This window comes from Nonomuraea fastidiosa, from assembly GCF_042751225.1.
Lineage (GTDB): Bacteria > Actinomycetota > Actinomycetes > Streptosporangiales > Streptosporangiaceae > Nonomuraea > Nonomuraea fastidiosa.
In genome coordinates, this window is record NZ_CP170570.1 from 3,407,745 (window position 1) to 3,424,319 (window position 16,575).

17 protein-coding genes are annotated in these 16,575 nt (G+C 71.2%); 12 read left to right on the forward strand and 5 right to left on the reverse strand.

Annotation, left to right across the window (positions count from 1 at the left end; all coding sequences use genetic code 11):
- The first annotated feature begins 14 nt into the window (after positions 1 to 14).
- From ACFMQL_RS15570 to ACFMQL_RS15580, 3 genes are all read left to right on the forward strand, one after another.
- Positions 15 to 902 (forward strand): lysophospholipid acyltransferase family protein, encoded by an 888-nt coding sequence (locus tag ACFMQL_RS15570; protein WP_378785965.1) that lies wholly within the window; start codon positions 15 to 17, stop codon positions 900 to 902.
- An 82-nt stretch (positions 903 to 984) separates the two neighbouring features.
- The gene (locus ACFMQL_RS15575) at positions 985 to 1,563 is read left to right on the forward strand and encodes an RNA polymerase sigma factor (RefSeq protein ID WP_364062241.1); all 579 of its coding nucleotides are present in this window, start codon (positions 985 to 987) and stop codon (positions 1,561 to 1,563) included.
- Positions 1,564 to 1,565: 2 nt separating this feature from the next.
- Positions 1,566 to 2,555: an LCP family protein gene (locus tag ACFMQL_RS15580; protein WP_378785966.1), complete on the forward strand. Its 990-nt coding sequence runs from the start codon at positions 1,566 to 1,568 to the stop codon at positions 2,553 to 2,555.
- A gap of 14 nt (positions 2,556 to 2,569) precedes the next feature.
- On the opposite strand, the gene ACFMQL_RS15585 is transcribed toward ACFMQL_RS15580, so the two are convergent.
- The 3 genes from ACFMQL_RS15585 to ACFMQL_RS15595 form a co-directional block, all read right to left on the reverse strand.
- On the reverse strand, positions 2,570 to 3,445 hold the full coding sequence (locus ACFMQL_RS15585; protein ID WP_364062247.1) for an HAD-IB family hydrolase: 876 nt from the start codon (positions 3,443 to 3,445) through the stop codon (positions 2,570 to 2,572).
- Positions 3,446 to 3,463: 18 nt separating this feature from the next.
- Positions 3,464 to 4,159, reverse strand: a complete 696-nt coding sequence (locus ACFMQL_RS15590) for a DUF5667 domain-containing protein (RefSeq protein ID WP_364062250.1) — start codon at positions 4,157 to 4,159, stop codon at positions 3,464 to 3,466.
- Positions 4,160 to 4,221: 62 nt separating this feature from the next.
- Positions 4,222 to 4,860, reverse strand: a complete 639-nt coding sequence (locus ACFMQL_RS15595) for a sigma-70 family RNA polymerase sigma factor (protein ID WP_364062253.1) — start codon at positions 4,858 to 4,860, stop codon at positions 4,222 to 4,224.
- Between the two features lie 179 nt (positions 4,861 to 5,039).
- Between ACFMQL_RS15595 and ACFMQL_RS15600 the strand changes: the two genes are divergently transcribed.
- Positions 5,040 to 6,476, forward strand: a complete 1,437-nt coding sequence (locus tag ACFMQL_RS15600; protein ID WP_364062256.1) for an antibiotic biosynthesis monooxygenase — start codon at positions 5,040 to 5,042, stop codon at positions 6,474 to 6,476.
- A 26-nt stretch (positions 6,477 to 6,502) separates the two neighbouring features.
- Here ACFMQL_RS15600 and ACFMQL_RS15605 read toward each other — a convergent pair whose 3' ends face one another.
- Positions 6,503 to 6,739 carry a glutaredoxin family protein gene (locus tag ACFMQL_RS15605; RefSeq protein WP_364062259.1) on the reverse strand — a complete coding sequence of 79 codons (237 nt, stop codon included), beginning with the start codon at positions 6,737 to 6,739 and terminating at the stop codon, positions 6,503 to 6,505.
- Between the two features lie 116 nt (positions 6,740 to 6,855).
- Here ACFMQL_RS15605 and ACFMQL_RS15610 point away from each other — a divergent pair, with 116 nt between their 5' ends.
- From ACFMQL_RS15610 to hemL, 7 genes are all read left to right on the forward strand, one after another.
- Positions 6,856 to 7,536: a redox-sensing transcriptional repressor Rex gene (locus tag ACFMQL_RS15610; protein WP_364062262.1), complete on the forward strand. Its 681-nt coding sequence runs from the start codon at positions 6,856 to 6,858 to the stop codon at positions 7,534 to 7,536.
- A complete protein-coding gene (locus ACFMQL_RS15615; protein ID WP_364062265.1) occupies positions 7,533 to 8,789 on the forward strand; it encodes a glutamyl-tRNA reductase in 1,257 nt (418 codons plus the stop codon). Before ACFMQL_RS15610 ends, ACFMQL_RS15615 begins: the two co-directional genes overlap by 4 nt.
- Complete coding sequence (hemC, locus tag ACFMQL_RS15620) at positions 8,786 to 9,700, forward strand: hydroxymethylbilane synthase (RefSeq protein ID WP_364062268.1); 915 nt, start codon at positions 8,786 to 8,788, stop codon at positions 9,698 to 9,700. Before ACFMQL_RS15615 ends, hemC begins: the two co-directional genes overlap by 4 nt.
- Positions 9,697 to 11,241 (forward strand): bifunctional uroporphyrinogen-III C-methyltransferase/uroporphyrinogen-III synthase, encoded by a 1,545-nt coding sequence (locus ACFMQL_RS15625; RefSeq protein WP_364062271.1) that lies wholly within the window; start codon positions 9,697 to 9,699, stop codon positions 11,239 to 11,241. Before hemC ends, ACFMQL_RS15625 begins: the two co-directional genes overlap by 4 nt.
- Positions 11,238 to 12,221, forward strand: a complete 984-nt coding sequence (gene hemB / locus ACFMQL_RS15630; protein WP_364062274.1) for a porphobilinogen synthase — start codon at positions 11,238 to 11,240, stop codon at positions 12,219 to 12,221. The genes ACFMQL_RS15625 and hemB overlap by 4 nt, the downstream gene beginning before the upstream one ends.
- Before the next feature lie 184 nt (positions 12,222 to 12,405).
- Positions 12,406 to 13,035: a bifunctional DNA primase/polymerase gene (locus ACFMQL_RS15635; protein ID WP_378785967.1), complete on the forward strand. Its 630-nt coding sequence runs from the start codon at positions 12,406 to 12,408 to the stop codon at positions 13,033 to 13,035.
- Between the two features lie 145 nt (positions 13,036 to 13,180).
- Positions 13,181 to 14,470, forward strand: coding sequence for a glutamate-1-semialdehyde 2,1-aminomutase (hemL, locus tag ACFMQL_RS15640; RefSeq protein ID WP_378785968.1), 1,290 nt, complete (start codon positions 13,181 to 13,183; stop codon positions 14,468 to 14,470).
- 30 nt (positions 14,471 to 14,500) lie between these two features.
- Here hemL and ACFMQL_RS15645 read toward each other — a convergent pair whose 3' ends face one another.
- Positions 14,501 to 15,385 (reverse strand): EamA family transporter, encoded by an 885-nt coding sequence (locus ACFMQL_RS15645; RefSeq protein WP_364062283.1) that lies wholly within the window; start codon positions 15,383 to 15,385, stop codon positions 14,501 to 14,503.
- A 195-nt stretch (positions 15,386 to 15,580) separates the two neighbouring features.
- On the opposite strand from ACFMQL_RS15645, the gene ACFMQL_RS15650 reads away from it, so the two are divergent.
- Complete coding sequence (locus ACFMQL_RS15650; protein WP_378785969.1) at positions 15,581 to 16,501, forward strand: LysR family transcriptional regulator; 921 nt, start codon at positions 15,581 to 15,583, stop codon at positions 16,499 to 16,501.
- The last annotated feature ends 74 nt before the right edge of the window (positions 16,502 to 16,575 follow it).

The following is a 16,575-nucleotide window of genomic DNA, read 5'->3' on the forward strand; positions in this document are numbered from 1 at the left end:
AAGAGGAAGGCCGGGTGATCCCCATCACCGCGGCGCCGTCGTACGACGAGCCCGAGACCGATCCCCTGGCCGAGTCCGTCGCCAGGGCGCTGGCCTTCATCCGCAGGCGCGTCACCGGCGACTACGAGGTCGACGAGTTCGGCTACGACCCCGAGCTGACCGACAAGGTCGTGCTCGAGCTGCTGCGGCCGCTCTACCGCCACTGGTTCAGGGTCGAGACGCTGGAGCACAAGAACGTCCCCGATGACAGCGGCGCGCTCATCGTGGCCAACCACTCGGGCACGCTGCCGGTCGACGCGCTGATGCTGCAGGTGGCGCTGCACGACGAGGTGGGCAGGCCGCTGCGGCTGCTCGGCGCCGACCTGGTCTACCAGCTTCCCGTCCTCAGTCACCTGGCACGCAAGACCGGCCACACGCTGGCCTGCCGCGAGGACGCCGACCGGCTGCTGCGCAAGGGCGAGCTGGTGGGCGTGTTCCCCGAGGGCTTCAAGGGCGTCGGCAAGCCGTTCTCCGAGCGCTACAAGCTGCAGCGCTTCGGGCGCGGCGGCTTCGTGGCCTCCGCCATCCGGGCGGGCGCGCCGATCGTGCCCACCGCGATCGTCGGGGCCGAGGAGATCTACCCCAAGATCGGCGACCTGAAGTCGCTCGCGCGGCTGCTGGGGCTGCCGTACCTGCCGATCACCCCGTTCTTCCCGCTGCTCGGGCCGCTCGGCCTGGTGCCGCTGCCGTCGAAGTGGATGATCGAGTTCGGCGAGCCGATCCGCACCGACGACTACGACCCGTCGGCGGCCGACGACCCCATGCTGGTCTTCAACATCACCGACCACGTGCGCGAGGTCATCCAGCAGATGCTCAACGAGCTGCGGCTGCGGCGCGGCCACGCCTTCCCCCCGCTCCTCTGACGCCGCCGGCGCGACGGTCTCTGAACCCTGACGGCGGGTTGTGGCAAGACATCCGTGACACATTCCCCGCAGAAGGGCGGAGATGATCACGCAACCTGCCGTCGGGGGTGCGGACGCCGAACTCGTGAACGCCTCACTGACCGAACCCGAGGTGTTCGCCGAGCTCTTCGACCGCTACTCCGCCATGCTCTTCAGGTACGCCTCCAGGCGCCTCGGCCCTGAACCCGCCGAGGACCTCGTCGGCGAGACGTTCCTGATCGCCTTCTCCCGCAGGAAGAGCTACGACTTGGCCTACCCGGACGCCAGGCCGTGGCTCTTCGGCATCCTCACCAAGCTCATCTCCCGGCACCACCGCACGGAGGCGGCCCGCTACCGCGCACTCCTGCGCGCCCCCATCGACCACGAGGTGGAATCGCCCGCCGACCGGGTGGCGGTCGGGGTGTCCGCCCGTGCCGTCCGCGCGGAGCTGGCCGGCGCCCTGGCCGCGCTGCCCGCCAAGGACCGCGACGTGCTGCTGCTGATCGCCTGGGGCGACCTCACGTACGAGGAGGCCGCGCGAGCGCTCGGCATCCCCGTCGGAACCGTGCGCTCCCGCCTCAACAGAGGCAGGCGGAAGGTACGCGCGGCGCTCGGCGACACCAACCCCTTGGAGGAGGAGTGACGATGGACGACTTGAAGCTGCTCCGCGACTTCGGGGCCGAGCTGGAGCACCAGCCACCCGCCACCCTCGTCCGCCATCGCACGGGCTTCCTGCGCGGCCGTCCCCGGCGCAGGTGGCCGCTGGCCGCGCTCGTGGCCGCGGCCACGGCTGCCGTCGTGGCGGTGACGACGGCGTTCATCACCGGCATCCCCGCGGCCGCGCCGTCCGTCGGTGGCCAGGTGGACATGAGCGGCGCCATGAACGTGCTGCTGATCGGCTCCGACACCCGGGACGGTCCTGGCAACGTGAAGTACGGGCCGAAGTCGCAGGGCTCGGGCCAGCGGGCCGACACCATCATCATCGTCCACCTGCCGGCCGACAGGGGCCGGGCCACCGCGATCAGTGTCCCCCGGGACTCCATGGTGCGGGTCCCGTGCGGTTCGACGCCGGGCCGGATCGCCATGATCAATTGGACGTACGACGAAGGCGGCGCCGCATGCCTCAGGTCCACGCTGGAGAAGCTGACGGGGCTGCGCCTGGACCACACGGTCGAGGTGGACTTCGCCGGATTCAAGACCATGGTGGACGCGCTCGGGGGCGTGCGGATCAAGGTGCCGAGGCCCGTGGACGACCGCGCCTCGAAGCTCAGGCTGCCCGCGGGCGAGCAACTGCTCGACGGCGAGAAGGCACTCGGCTACGCCCGGCTGCGTTACTACGGCGACGGCTCGGACGCCGCGCGGATCAAGCGGCAGCAGCGGCTCGCGCAGGCGATGCTGGACAAGGCCCAGCGGCATCTCGTCTCCGATCCCGCCAAGCTCAGCGCCTTCGTGTCGGCGGTGCGCGGAGCGGTGAGAACGGACCTCAGCGTCGAGGAGATGTACGAGCTGGCCACCCAGCTCGCCAGGACCACGATGGCCACGGTGTCGGTGCCCAGTGAGCCCTATCCGCAGGACCCGAACCGGCTCCGGTGGAAGCAGCCGGAGGCGGACAAGCTGTTCGGCACGCTGAAGTGAGCCGGCTGAAGTGATCAGGGGCGGTCGCGGTAGTGGCGGCGCAGGGCGATGCCGGCGGCGACGCCGCCCGCCACCGCGCCCACCCCGGCCGCGATCGGCAGCGCGGCGAGCGTGGCCTTGCGGCCGGTGCGGAAGTCCTTGATCGGCCAGTCGTGCTTCCTCGCGTACTCGCGCAGCTCGCTGTCGGGGTTGATGGCCACGGCGTGGCCGACCAGCGAGAGCATCGGCAGGTCGTTGGCCGAGTCGCTGTAGGCGGTGCAGCGGGTGAGGTCGAGGCCCTCCCTGCGGGCCAGCGCGCGCACCGCCTCCGCCTTGGCCGGGCCGTGCAGCAGGTCGCCGACCAGCCGGCCGGTGTAGACGCCGTTGCTGGTCTCGGCGACCGTGCCGAGCGCGCCGGTCAGGCCGAGCCGCTGCGCGATGACCCTGGCCAGCTCGATGGGGGTGGCGGTGACCAGCCAGACGCGCTGCCCGGCGTCGAGGTGCGCCTGCGCGAGCGCGCGCGTGCCGCCCCAGATGCGGTCGGCCATGACCTCGTCGTAGATCTCCTCGCCGAGTCGTACGACGTCGTCCACCTTGGCGCCCGCGACGAACGCCAGCGCCGTCTCCCTGGCCACCGCGATGTGCTCGGGGTTCTCGTTGCCGCGCAGGCGGAAGACGGCCTGCCCGACGGCGAACTTGAGCAGGTCTTTCGTGGTGAACAGCCCACGCGTGGCGAGGCCGCGGGCGAAGTGGTAGATCGACGCGCCGCGCATCATGGTGTTGTCGACGTCGAAGAAGGCCGCGGACTCGAGATCGGGCTCGGCGGGCGCGACGGTGACCGCCGCCTGTGCCGCCGCCTCGCCCGCGACCTCCGGCTGCGCTTCCTGTCGTCGTCGCAAGAGCCGCCACATGGGCTTCAGCTTAGCTACCTACTCGGGTGCGACCAGACCTTCGATGTAGCTGAGGTACCCCTGCGCCTGAACCTGTTCCGCCTCGTTGAGCTGCTCGATCATCGGCTCGACGACCTTCTTCTGGTCCCGCGCGAATTTCTTGATCTTCGGCGACCGCGGCTCCGCGCGCTTGAGCCGGCTGATGCCCGCACGGGTGGACTCCTCCATGTCCTTGAGCGTCTTGCCCACCAGCGGCCCGTTGTTGGACGAGCCGAGCAGGGTGGCGACCTCCTTGGCGCGGGTCTTGGCGGAGTCCAGCTCGCGAGCGGCGCGCTCGGCGTCGTCGGAGGTGAGGCGGACGAGCGTGCTCTCGGCGGCGCGCTTGAGCGGGTAGAGCGAGTCGCCCGGCACGGCGCGGTACGTCGCGAACGAGGACACCATCAGCGCGGCCACCAGGCCGACGGTGGCGAGCTGGGACAGCAGGGGACGGCCACGGGACCGGCGGCGGCGACCGCGCGCTTCGACGGCCGTCTCGCGTCCCGGCCCGGCGGTTCTCAAGGCGTCCTCCGCCAAGCGGCCGGGCGTGTCGGGCTCGGCCGTGGCGAGGGCGCCCGACAGCAGCTCGGCGCGCAGCCGTTCCTTGAACGCGGGCTCGGGCAGGCCGCCGATCGGGAGCCTGCGCAGCTCGTCGAGGTGCATGAGCACGCGTTCCCGCCGCTCGCGCGCGCTACTCATCACCACGGCTCCCGAGCCTCACGGTCATGACACCTGTCCTAACGAGGGGCGGCTTGCGGAGGTTACGCCAGGTCGTGCTTGAGCGCTCTGGCCAGCGCGCGTACGGCACGGAACTGCAGCGCTTTGATCGCTCCACTCTTCTTTCCCATGATCAGCGCGGTTTCCGCGAGCGAGAGGCCGTGCAGGAAGCGCAGGACGACGCATTCCTGCTGTTCGGGATTGAGCTCGCGTACGGCACGCAGCACCCGGTCGTTGATGATGGCCGTGACCACGGCGTTCTCGGGAATGTGGGAGCCGTCGAGCGGAACGTCGATGATCTCGCCCGTGGGGATCTCCAGGCGGTAGCGGCCCGACTTGAAATGGTCGGTCACCAGGTTTCTCGCGATGGTCACGAGCCAGGCGCCGAAATCGCGGCCCTGCCAGGTGAAATCGCCGATCCTGCGCAGCGCGCGGAGGAAGGTCTCGCTGGTCAGGTCCTCTGCCAGCGGGTGCGAGCCGACCCGGAAGTAGATGTAGCGGTAGACGAGGTCCACGTAGCGGTCGTAGAGCGTGCCAAAGGATTGCGTGCATCCGTTCTTGGCGTGCATCACCAGCGTACGGAGGTCGTCGGTCGCGTCCTCGCGCACGCCGAGCTCGCCCGTCCGGGCATGGCCGGCGACGGCCGGCGCCAGCAGCCCGGCGAACGGCGACGAGTCAGGCATCCGGTATCCCTGGGGGTAAGGGGTGCGGCGTGCTCGAACACTCTAGAAATCAACTGGAAAATCCACAATCCACGGAAGTCATGCATGACTAGGCGTAATCGGCAGATACCGTGGTTGACCGACCCGTTCCCTCTTCGGCTACCGGCTGGGAGGCATTGTCCGGCAGCATTGGAGTCACCATGGAGATCCTCGTTGCTGTCATAGCTCTTGCCGGTGCGATCCTGGCCGGTATCGCCACGGCCGCCCTGATCCAACGCCTTCGCGAGGAGTCCGAGGGCTGGTTGATCGCCTGGATCGTCGCGCTCGTAGGGCTATGCCTGTCACTCGCGGTGATCGCACTGGGATCCTTCATGGGCTTCGGCGGCGTCACGTTCCGGATCTTCCAGGTGACCGGGTCGATGCTGGCGCCCCTCTGGCTGGCCATCGGGCTCGTGCAGCTGCTCGCCGAGAAGGTGCCGCCGAGATTCCTCGCCTGGCTGCTCGGCTCCGCCCTGACCTTCGTGGCCACCGTCATCATGGTCTGGGACCCGCTCAAGACCGAGGACATGGGCAAGACGCTGCCCAGGGCCGTGACCCACTGGAACATCGTCCCCAGCTACCTGCTCACCGGCGTCCACGCCGTCGCCGCGCTGGTCATGCTGGTGATGCTCGTCGTGGCGGGGGTCAGATGGCGCAACGGCGACGAGTACGACACCGACAACCTCCACGCCACCGCGGTCATCGTGCCGTCGGGGCTCGCGCTCATCGGCGCGATGAGGTTCGCCGTGCCCGGTCTGTTCGCCACCGTGCTGCTCGCCGTCGCGGCGGCGGCGGTCTGGTACTGCGTGCTGCGGCCGCTGGCGCCGTACGAGGACGACGAGGACGACTTCGACGACGAGATCCCTGAGCGCGCGCCGCGGCGTGAGGAGCGGGTCCCGCGCGAGCGCGCGATGCACCACGAGGGTGCGCCCGACGAGCGGCCCATGTTCCGCGACGAGGCGCCGGGACGCCGCCGCGCGCCCGAGCCCGCGCCCGCCGACCTGCCGCCCGCGCCGCCGCGCAGGTCGTCGGGGCTCGGCGACCTGGTGGCCGAATACCGCGCGGGCGACCGCGAGGTCGACTACGCCTCCCGCATGGCGCCGCCCGCGCCCGACGACGGCGGCCCCTCCACCGGCTACATCATGAACGGCGCCCCGCCCCAGCGCCCCGACTACAAGCTCTCGCCCGCCGCGCCCGCCACCGGCGCCGTCTACCCCGGAGCCGACCTGTTCTCGCCCGCACAGCAGCAGGCCGCATCCGGCAGGCTGTCGCCCAACATCTACGGCATGCTCACCGTCTTCACGCTCATGGACGGCGCGGGCGAGGCGTTCGACCGGCTGGCCGAGGCCACGGTCGAGGCCGTGCGCAGGGGCGAGCCCGACACGCTCGTGTACGCCTGCCACGCCGTCAAGTCGGCCCCGCTGCAGCGCATCGTCTACGAGCTCTACCGCGACGAGGTGGCCTACCGCGACCACATGCGCCAGCCCCACGTGGAGCGCTTCGTCAACGACCGCCAGTCGATGGTGCTGGCCACCAACGTGATCGAGCTCGACGTCAACGCCGCCAAGGTGGTGCCGCTGCCCACCGTCATGTACTGACGCGGGAGTCGCGGCTCAGGAGATGCTCAGGACGTGAGCGCCGCGCGCAGCCTCGCCTCGTCCACGCGCCAGAAGTCGTGCTGCACGCCGTCGATCAGTGTGACCGGGATCATCTCCCAGTACTTCTCCTTGAGCTCCTCGGAGGAGTCGATGCTGATCTCCTCCCACGGCACGCCGAGCTCGCCCGCGACCCTGGCGATGATCTCGCGCGCGTCGTCACACAGGTGACAGCCGGGTTTGCCGAGCAGGGTGATGCGATGCATGACGCAACCGTACCTCTGCTGACTTTGTGCATCGGTTCACAAAGGGATTAACCTGAAAGACGGTCCGATTCCGTTAACGCGGTCCCCAAGCCGCCCGTCCCCTGGAGCACCGGCACGTGAAGAGCCGCCCGTCCCAGCCCCGTGACCGCGGCATCCCCGAGGCGACGGTCGCCAGGCTTCCGCTTTACCTCAGGGCGCTGCACGGGATGGCCGAGCGGGGCATCGCGACCGTGAGCTCGGAAGACCTCGCCAACGCGGCGGGGGTCAACTCCGCCAAGCTCCGCAAGGACCTTTCGCACCTCGGCTCGTACGGCACCCGCGGCGTAGGCTATGAGGTCGAGTACCTCGTTTACCAGATCTCCCGCGAGCTCGGCCTGACGCAGGACTGGGCGGTCGCGATCGTCGGAGTCGGTAACCTCGGCCGCGCGCTGGCCAACTACGGAGGTTTCGTCTCCAGGGGCTTCCGGGTCGCGGCGCTCGTGGACGCCGACCCCGAAGTCGTGGGCGAGACCATCGCGGGGTTGAATGTTGAGCACATCGACGACTTGGAAGCCGTGATCAAACGGCGTGGAGTTTCGATCGTGGTTCTGGCGACACCGGCGGCAGCGGCGCAGGAAGTGTGCGATCGCGTTGTCGCCGTGGGCGTGACCAGCATTCTGAATTTCGCCCCCGTCGTGCTCTCCGTGCCGGAGACCGTCGATGTACGGAAAGTCGACCTGTCAATCGAACTGCAGATTCTCGCGTTCCACGAGCAACGCAAGGCTGGGGGGCCACTCATGGCGGTGGACGGTCAATGAGCGTTCTGGCTGTCGGGCTCAGCCACCGGACCGCACCGGTGGGACTCCTCGAGCGCGTCTCCGTCACCGGTGACGCCCTCGTCAAGCTCCTGCACGACGTGCAGCACGATCCCTGCGTGGCGGAGGCCATGGTGGTCTCCACCTGCAACAGGGTCGAGGTCTACGCCGCCGTCGACCGCTTCCACGCCGCCGTCACGTCGATCAGCGGGCTGCTCGGCGTGCACTCCGGCGTCCCGGTGGAGGAGCTCATCCCGCACCTGTACGTCCACTACGAGGAACGGGCGGTCGAGCACCTGTTCTCTGTGGTGTGCGGCCTCGACTCCATGGTCGTCGGCGAGGGGCAGATCCTCGGCCAGGTGCGCCAGGCGCTCAAGCTCGCCCAGCGCCAGGGCACCGTCGGCGCCACACTCAACGAGCTGGTGCAGCAGGCGCTGCGGGTGGGCAAGCGCGCACACCACGAGACCGGCATCGACAAGCACGGCGCGTCCCTCGTCTCCGCCGGGCTCGCGCTGGCGGGCGAGCTGGCCGGGCGGCGGGCGCTGGTCATCGGCGCCGGCTCCATGAGCTCGCTGGCCGCCGCGACGCTCGCGCGCTCCGGGGTCACCGACATCGTCGTGGCCAACCGCACGTACGAGCGGGGCGCCCGGCTCGCCGCGTCCGTCGGCGGGCGGGCCGTCGAGTTCTCCGCCGTGGCCGACGAGCTGGCGCACGCCGACATCGTGATCGCCTGCACCGGCGCGGGCAGGCACATCGTCACGGCGGATATGCTGGTCAAGCCGGTGTTTCTGCTGGACCTGGCGCTGTCGCACGACATCGATCCGGCCGTGCGCGAGGTGCCGGGGGTCACGCTGGTCGACCTGGAGACCATCCAGGAGTCCGGCATCGGCTCGCGCGAGGGCGACGCGGTGCCCGCCGTGCGCGCCCTGGTGGCCGAGGAGCTGCGCGCCTACCTCGACGCCGAGCGGGCCTCCAGAGTGACGCCGACCGTGGTGGCGCTGCGCAGCAAGGCGGCGGGCGTCGTCGAGTCGGAGCTGGGCCGCCTGCTCATGCGGGTGCCCGACCTCGACGAGCGCACCCGCGACGAGGTCGCCATGACCGTCCAGCGGGTGGTGGACAAGCTGCTCCACGAGCCCACCGTGCGTGTCAAGCAGCTCGCCACCTGCCCGGGGGGCGATCATTATGCGGAAGCCCTGCGCGAGTTGTTCAACCTGGATCCGAAGATGCCCGAGGCCGTGAGGGAGGTGGAGCTGTGACGAGGCCCGCTCTGCGACTCGGCACCCGGCGCAGCCTCCTCGCGACCACGCAGTCCCAGATGGTGGCCGACGCCTTCACCGAGCGCACCGGGACCCCTGTCGAGCTGGTGGGCATCACCACGTACGGCGACGTCACCAAGGCGCACCTCGCGCAGCTCGGCGGCACCGGCGTGTTCGTCAGCGCGCTGCGCGACAAGCTGCTCGAAGGCGAGATCGACTTCGCCGTCCACTCGCTGAAGGATCTGCCGACGACGCAGGACCCGCGCTTCACGCTGGCCGCGCTGCCGCCCCGCCACGACCACCGCGACGCGCTCGTCAGCCTGCACAAGTTCGCCGACCTCCAGCCGGGCGCCAAGGTCGGCACCGGCTCGCCGCGCCGCGTCGCCATGCTGCGCGCGCTGCGCCCCGACCTCGAATACGTCCCGATCCGCGGCAACGCCGACACGCGCATCGGCAAGGTCACCTCGGGCGAGCTCGACGCGGTCGTGCTCGCCTCCGCCGGGCTGACCAGGATCGGCAGGGCCGCCGACATCGCGCAAATCTTCGAGATCGAGGAGCTGCTGCCCGCTCCCGGCCAGGGCGCGCTGGCCGTGGAGTGCCGCGCCGACCGGCCCGGCCTCGTCGAGGCGCTGTCCGTGCTCGACGACCCGGCCACCCGCTCGGCCGTCACCGCCGAACGCGCCCTGCTGAGCGCACTCGAAGCCGGCTGCTCGGCTCCGGTGGGTGCTTTCGCGTTCGATGACGGGCACACTCTGAACCTGACCGCTGTGGTCGTCTCCATCGACGGCCGCGAAGCGGTCCGCAAGTCCGCCGCCGGCTCTCCTTCGGAGGCAGCGAACCTGGGCCGCCGCCTCGCGGCCGAGATGATCGCCGAAGGGGCCGACAGATTGATGGGGGAGCATTCCCATTGAGCTCCGATAGTCCAACCTCCGGATTCGTCGCGTTCGTCGGCGCGGGTCCCGGCGATCCCAATCTGCTCACGGTCCGCGCCGCCGAGCTGCTCGGCAAGGCCGACGCGGTGGTGCTCGACTCCGAGACGCAAAGACCGCTGCTGCGCCACTGCCGCGAGGGCGTCGAGGTCGCCGAAGGCGACTTCGTGCAGCGCGCCGCGCGCGGCCAGCTCGTGGTGCGCCTGTGCCCCGGCGACCCCATGCTGTTCTCCTCGATCTCCGAGGAGGCCGCGGCCTGCACCGCGGCGGAGGTGGACTTCGAGATCGTGCCCGGCGTGCCGCCCGCGACCGCCGTGCTCGCCTACGCCGGCATCCCGCCGGCGAGCGACGTGCCCGAGTTCAGGATCGTCGACGCCGCCCAGGAGCAGGACTGGGCCGTGCACGCCGGCTGCAAGGGCACGCTGGTCATCTACAACGGCGTCTCCGACGCGGTGGCCATCGGCAAGGCGCTGATCGCCGGCGGCAAGCCCGACACCACGCCCGTGGCGGTCAGCAGCGGCGGCACCACCACCGAGCAGTACACCGTGGTCTCCTCGCTCGGCCGGCTGCAGGCCGACCTCAAGCACGCCGGGTTCACCGAGCCCGCGCTGATCGTGGTCGGCGACGCCGTCGCCCAGCGGGACAAGCTGTCGTGGTTCGAGACCAAGCCGCTGTTCGGCTGGCGGGTGCTGGTCCCGCGGACGAAGGAGCAGTCCCGCAGCCTGTCCGAGCAGCTCGTGGCCTACGGCGCGGTGCCCGAGGAGGTGCCGACCATCTCGGTCGAGCCGCCGCGCACCCCGCAGCAGATGGACCGCGCGATCAAGGGCCTGGTCACCGGGCGCTACGAGTGGGTGGCCTTCACCAGCGCCAACGCCGTCAAGGCGGTGCGCGAGAAGTTCGAGGAGTACGGGCTCGACGCGCGCGCCTTCGCCGGGCTGAAGGTCGCGGCCGTGGGCGAGGCCACCGCCAAGGCGCTGGTCGAGTTCGGGGTCAAGCCCGACCTGCTGCCCTCCGGCGAGCAGTCGTCGGAGGGGCTGGTGGCCGAGTGGCCGCCGTACGACTCCATGCTCGACCCGATCAACCGCGTGCTGCTGCCGAGGGCCGACATCTCCACCGACACGCTCGTGGCGGGGCTCACCGAGCTGGGCTGGGAGTGCGACGACGTCACCGCCTACCGCACGGTCCGCGCCGCGCCGCCGCCAGCGCCGATCCGCGAGGCCATCAAGGGCGGCGGTTTCGACGCCGTGCTCTTCACCTCGTCGTCCACGGTCCGCAACCTCGTGGGCATCGCCGGCAAGCCCCACAACGTCACCGTGATCGCCGTGATCGGGCCGCAGACGGCCAAGACGGCCGAGGAGTTCGGGCTCAGGGTCGACGTCATGGCCGACAAGCCATCCGCCACCGCCTTGGCCGCCGCGCTGGCCGAGTTCGGAGCCAAGCAGCGCCAGGCGGCGCTGGCGGCCGGCGACACGCCGCGCCGTCCCTCGCAGAACCGCCGTGGCGCGAGGAGGAGAGCCAGATGAGCGCGCAGTTCCCCATCGCCCGCCCGCGCAGGCTGCGCAGCAGCCCGGCGATGCGCCGCATGGTCTCGGGCACCAGGCTGCACCCCGCGGACCTGATCCTGCCGCTGTTCGCCAAGGAGGGCATCACCGAGCCGCAGCCGGTGGCCTCGATGCCGGGCGTCTACCAGCACACCCGCGACTCGCTGCGCAAGGCCGCCCATGAGGCCGCCGAGGCCGGGGTGGGCGGCGTCATCCTGTTCGGCGTGCCCGCGGTGAAGGACGCGCGCGGCTCGGCCGCCGACGACCCCGACGGCGTGCTGCAGGTGGCGCTGCGCGACGTGGTGTCGGAGGTCGGCGACGCGCTCGTGGTGATGGCCGACACGTGCCTCGACGAGTTCACCGACCACGGGCACTGCGGCATCCTGACCCCATCGGGCGACGTCGACAACGACGCCACGCTCGAGCGGTACGCCTCCATCGCGGTGGCGCAGGCCGAGGCCGGCTCCCAGATGGTGGCGCCGAGCGGCATGATGGACGGCCAGGTGGGCGCCATCAGGGCCGCGCTCGACAAGGCGGGCCACACGAACGTGCCGATCCTGGCGTACTCCGTCAAGTACGCCTCCGCCTTCTACGGCCCGTTCCGCGACGCCGCCGAGTGCGCGCCGCAGTTCGGCGACCGCAGCACCCACCAGCAGGACCCGGCGGGCCCGCTGGAGGAGGCACTGCGCGAGGTCAGGCTCGACCTGGCAGAAGGCGCCGACGCCGTCATGGTCAAGCCCGCCATGCCCTACCTCGACGTCATCACCCGCGTCCGCGACGAGGTGGACGTGCCGGTGGCCGCCTACCAGGTGAGCGGCGAGTACGCGATGATCGAGGCCGCCGCCGCCAACGGCTGGATCGACCGCGAGCGGACGATCAACGAGTCGCTGGTCGCGATCAAGCGGGCGGGGGCCGACCTGATCCTCACCTACTGGGCGACGGAAGTGGCGCGCACGCTCTAACCAAGGGGTTTCCCGTCAACGCCTGGGGCGTGTGGGTTAGAGTTGCATGACAAGTGCTGGTGTGTCCCGCGTGTGATGCAGGCGCAGGCTGTTGCTGCCCTGCGGCCGGCCGCCGTCAGCGGCCCGCCGGCCACCCGGATCCGGGACCTCCTCAGGCGCTGTGACTTTTCTGACGGGAGAGACCATGGTGGGGGTACCTCTGGCTCGGCGTACCAAAAAGCGGTCCCGGCCGACGCGCATCGAGACCGTGCTCGAATACGCCGCCATGGGCTGGCCGGTCGTGCCCGGCGCCCACCCGCTGCGTCAGGGCCCGCGCGCGTGTTCCTGTGACCGGCTCGGCTGTCCCGACCCGGGCGCGCATCCGCTGTCGCCCGCCTGGCACCTGCAGGCCACGACCGACGCGGCGGTGCTCACGCGCTGGTGGCAGAACGAGCCCGAGACCAACATCATCCTGCCCACGGGCCGCGTGTTCGACGTCTTCGACGTACCGCTCGCCGCCGGCCTGTCGGCGCTCACCCGAATCGACGCCGCCGGGGCACACCCGGGCCCGGTCGCCGCCAGAGGCGACCGGGTCTTGTTTTATGTCGCCACGCGCGGTAACCCCGAGGACGAAGACGAGTGGTGGTCCTGCCACCTCGACTGCGACCCGGCCACCATCGACGACACGCCTGGGCTGCGCTGGCACTGCCGCGACAGCTACGTCCTCGCCCCGCCGTCCACGATGCCCAACGGGCAGTCCGTGAGCTGGCTGCGCCCGCCGGACGGCCGGCCGCTGCCCGACCCGCTGCGCATCCTGGAGTGGCTCGCCGACTGAGCCCCGCGGCTCCGGGCCCTTCGGCGGCGTCCTGCGGCTCCGGCCCGCCTGCGGTCCGCCGCCCGGCTTCTGCGAGCGCCGTTCGGCTGCGGTGCCGCCCGTGCCCGCTCCTGGGAGCGGGCGTACCTGCGGCTACCCTGGGTGGGTGAGTCGTACGAAGAACTCCGAAGACCTGTTCGCCCGCGCCCGCGACGCCGTCCCGGGAGGCGTCAACTCCCCGGTGCGCGCGTTCGGAGCGGTGGGCGGCACCCCGCGGTTCATGGTCTCGGGGCAGGGCCCCTACATCACCGACGCCGACGGCAACCGCTACGTCGACCTGATCTGCTCCTGGGGTCCGATGATCCTGGGTCACCGCCACCCGGCCGTCGTCGAGGCCGTCTCCGAGGCCGTGGCGGCCGGTTTCTCCTACGGCACGGCCACGCCGGGCGAGGTCGAGCTGGCCGAGGAGATCGTGGCCAGGGTCGCCCCGGTCGAGAAGGTGCGCCTGGTCAGCTCCGGCACCGAGGCGACGATGAGCGCGGTACGCCTGGCCAGGGGCTTCACCGGCCGGTCCAAGGTGATCAAGTTCGCCGGCTGCTACCACGGCCACGTGGACGCGCTGCTGGCCTCGGCGGGCTCGGGGGTGGCGACGTTCGGGCTGCCCGACACGCCGGGCGTGACGGGGGCGTCGGCGGCCGACACGATCGTGCTGCCGTACAACGACATCGCGGCAGTGGAGGCGGCGTTCGAGGCGGCCGAGATCGCGTGCGTGATCACCGAGGCGTGCCCGGCCAACATGGGCGTCGTGCCGCCGCGCGACGGCTTCAACGCCCGCCTGCGCGAGCTGTGCACCCGGCACGGCGCGCTGCTCATCGTCGACGAGGTGCTGACCGGCTTCCGCGTCTCCAAGGCCGGCTGGTACGGCCTCGACCCGGTCGACGCCGACCTGATGACGTTCGGCAAGGTCATGGGCGGCGGGCTGCCGGCGGCGGCGTTCGGCGGCCGGGCCGACATCATGGCCCACCTCGCGCCCGAGGGCCCCGTCTACCAGGCGGGCACGCTGTCGGGCAACCCGCTGGCCTGCGCCGCGGGCCTGGCCACGCTGCGCAACCTGGACGACGAGGCGTACCGCAAGGTCGAGGCCGCGGCCACCGCGGTGGGGGACGCCGCGTCCGAGGCGCTGCGCGCGGCCGGGGTGCCGCACCGGCTGCAGCGGGCGGGCAGCCTGTTCTCGATCTTCTTCACCGACGCCGAGGTGACGAACTTCGACGAGGCGCGGACGCAGAACACCGAGGCGTTCACCGCGTTCTTCCACAGCATGCTCGACCAGGGGGTCTACCTGCCGCCGTCGGCGTACGAGGCGTGGTTCCTGTCGGCCGCGCACGACGACGAGGCGCTCGGCCGCATCGCCGACGCGCTCCCGGCTGCGGCGAAGGCGGCCGCGGCCGTTCTCTGACCCCGGTTCCCGTGGCGGCCGGGCCGGGTGTCAGCGCCCGTCCCGCCGCCACCAGAAGGGCGACAGGGCGCTGCGGCCGCGCGGCTGGGTGCCGGCGTACAGGACGCCGAAGACGATGAGCACGGCGGCCAGCACGCGCGGCCACGACAGCGGCTCGCCGGTCATCAGGACCGCCGACGACATGCCGAACACCGGTACGAGCAGCGTGTACGGCGCCACCGTCGAGGCGTCGTAGCGGCGCAGCAGCCAGCCCCAGACGCCGAAGCCGCCCAGGGTCGAGATGAAGGCCACGTACACGAGGGACAGCCAGCCCTCGGCGGGCGAGGAGAGCACGAGCGGGCCCTCAAGGAGCAGGGAGAGCAGCAGGAGCGGGGGCGCGGAGAACGCGCTCACCCAGATCATGAAGCGCAGCGAGTCGGGCGGGGCGGCGTGGCGCTGGATCACGTTGCCGAGCCCCCAGGCCGCTGCGGCTGCGACGCACAGAAGGAAGGCCCCGAGCGGGCCGGAGACGCCGAAGTCGACGGCGACGATGGCGAGGCCGGCGAACGCGACGGCCAGCCCCAGCACGCGGCGGGCGGTGAGCCGCTCACCGAGCAGGGTCACCGCGAACACCACGGTGAACAGCGCCTGCACCTGCAGGACGAGGGAGGTCAGGCCGGCCGGCATGCCGGCGCGCATGCCCACGAGCAGCAGCCCGAACTGGCCGACTCCGAGGGTGGCGGCCACGCCCAGGACCCAGCGCCAGGCGACGCCGGGCCGCCCCGCGAACAGCAGGGCGGGGAAGGCCGCCATGGCGAAGCGGAGGCCCGCGTACTCCAGCGGCGGGAAGTGGCGTAGGCCCACCTGCATGACCACGAAGTTGTAGCCCCAGACGGCGGCCAGTCCGACGGCCAGGGCGAGGTGGCGGGGGCTCACCTGGGCGCGGTCACCGGGTGGGCTTCTGGTACCGGATGCGCATGTCGCGCGCCTGCTCGGCGAGCACCTTCAGGTACGAGATGGAACCGGTCTGCTGCTTCTTCGTCTTCACGTTTCTCATGCCAACAATTTTCATCTGCTACACAATGAACCACAAGCGAGACTTTCTACGCTAAACGGTTTAGAGTGGCTTACATGTTGGACCTCAACCGCCTCAAAGCCCTTCACGCCGTCCATGTCTACGGCTCGGTCGGAGCGGCGGCCGAGGCCCTCATGGTCACCCCGTCGGCGGTCAGCCAGCAGATCGCCAAGCTGGAGCGCGAGACCGGCGCCCGGCTCATGGAGCGTTACGGGCGCGGCGTGCGGCTGACGGACGCGGCCGGGGTGCTCGCCGAGCACGCCGAGCGCATCCTCGCCCTGGTCGAGACCGCCGAGGCCGACTTCGAGGCGCTGCGCGGCCAGGTCGTCGGCCGGCTCAACGTCGGCGCGTTCCCCACCGCCGCGCGCGGCGTCATGCCCGGCGCGATCGCCTCGCTCAAGCAGCGCCATCCCGACCTGTGGGTGCAGCTCAACGAGCGCGAGCCGGAACGCGTCGTCCGCGAGGTCTCGCGGGGCGAGCTCGACCTCGGCGTCGTCCAGGACTGGCTGACGCGCCCGATGGCGCTGCCCGACGGCCTGTCGAAGGCCACGCTGCTCGACGACGTGGCCGACGTCGCCCTGCCCGCCGATCATCCGCTGGCCGGCGAGCGCGAGGTCGAGCTGGCCGCGCTGCACGGCGAGCAGTGGATCAGCTCGTCACCGGGCACGGTCTGCCACGACTGGCTGGTGTTCACGCTGCGCAGCGCCGCGCTGGAGCCGGTGATCGCGTGCATGGCCGACGAGTACCCCACGCAGCTCGCGCTGGTGGCCGCCGGCCTGGGCTGCGCGATCGTGCCGAGGCTCGGCCGCGACTGCGTGCCCGACGGCGTGCGGCTGGTGCCGCTGCTGCCGCGCCAGTCGCGGCGCATCTACGCGATCTGGCGCTCCGACGCCGCCCGCCGTCCCGCGATCAGGGCCATGGTGGACGCGCTGTCGGAGTCGAGCAGGAAGCAGGAGAACGCCTGGGCCGTCCAGTGACCGCCCGATGACCTCTTCCACGGCCCGCTTCCACGGCCCGCTTTCAGGGCCCGCTTTCAGGGCCCGCTTTCAGG

Coding starts and splice junctions, on each gene's coding strand:
- ACFMQL_RS15615 (WP_364062265.1), top strand. CDS start 7,533: ATGAGCGTTCTGGCTGTCGGGCTCAGCCACCGGACCGCACCGGTGGGA.
- ACFMQL_RS15650 (WP_378785969.1), top strand. CDS start 15,581: ATGTTGGACCTCAACCGCCTCAAAGCCCTTCACGCCGTCCATGTCTAC.
- ACFMQL_RS15635 (WP_378785967.1), top strand. CDS start 12,406: ATGGTGGGGGTACCTCTGGCTCGGCGTACCAAAAAGCGGTCCCGGCCG.
- ACFMQL_RS15595 (WP_364062253.1), bottom strand. CDS start 4,860: ATGCCTGACTCGTCGCCGTTCGCCGGGCTGCTGGCGCCGGCCGTCGCC.
- ACFMQL_RS15605 (WP_364062259.1), bottom strand. CDS start 6,739: ATGCATCGCATCACCCTGCTCGGCAAACCCGGCTGTCACCTGTGTGAC.
- ACFMQL_RS15585 (WP_364062247.1), bottom strand. CDS start 3,445: ATGTGGCGGCTCTTGCGACGACGACAGGAAGCGCAGCCGGAGGTCGCG.
- ACFMQL_RS15590 (WP_364062250.1), bottom strand. CDS start 4,159: ATGAGTAGCGCGCGCGAGCGGCGGGAACGCGTGCTCATGCACCTCGAC.
- hemB (WP_364062274.1), top strand. CDS start 11,238: ATGAGCGCGCAGTTCCCCATCGCCCGCCCGCGCAGGCTGCGCAGCAGC.
- ACFMQL_RS15580 (WP_378785966.1), top strand. CDS start 1,566: ATGGACGACTTGAAGCTGCTCCGCGACTTCGGGGCCGAGCTGGAGCAC.
- ACFMQL_RS15575 (WP_364062241.1), top strand. CDS start 985: ATGATCACGCAACCTGCCGTCGGGGGTGCGGACGCCGAACTCGTGAAC.
- ACFMQL_RS15600 (WP_364062256.1), top strand. CDS start 5,040: ATGGAGATCCTCGTTGCTGTCATAGCTCTTGCCGGTGCGATCCTGGCC.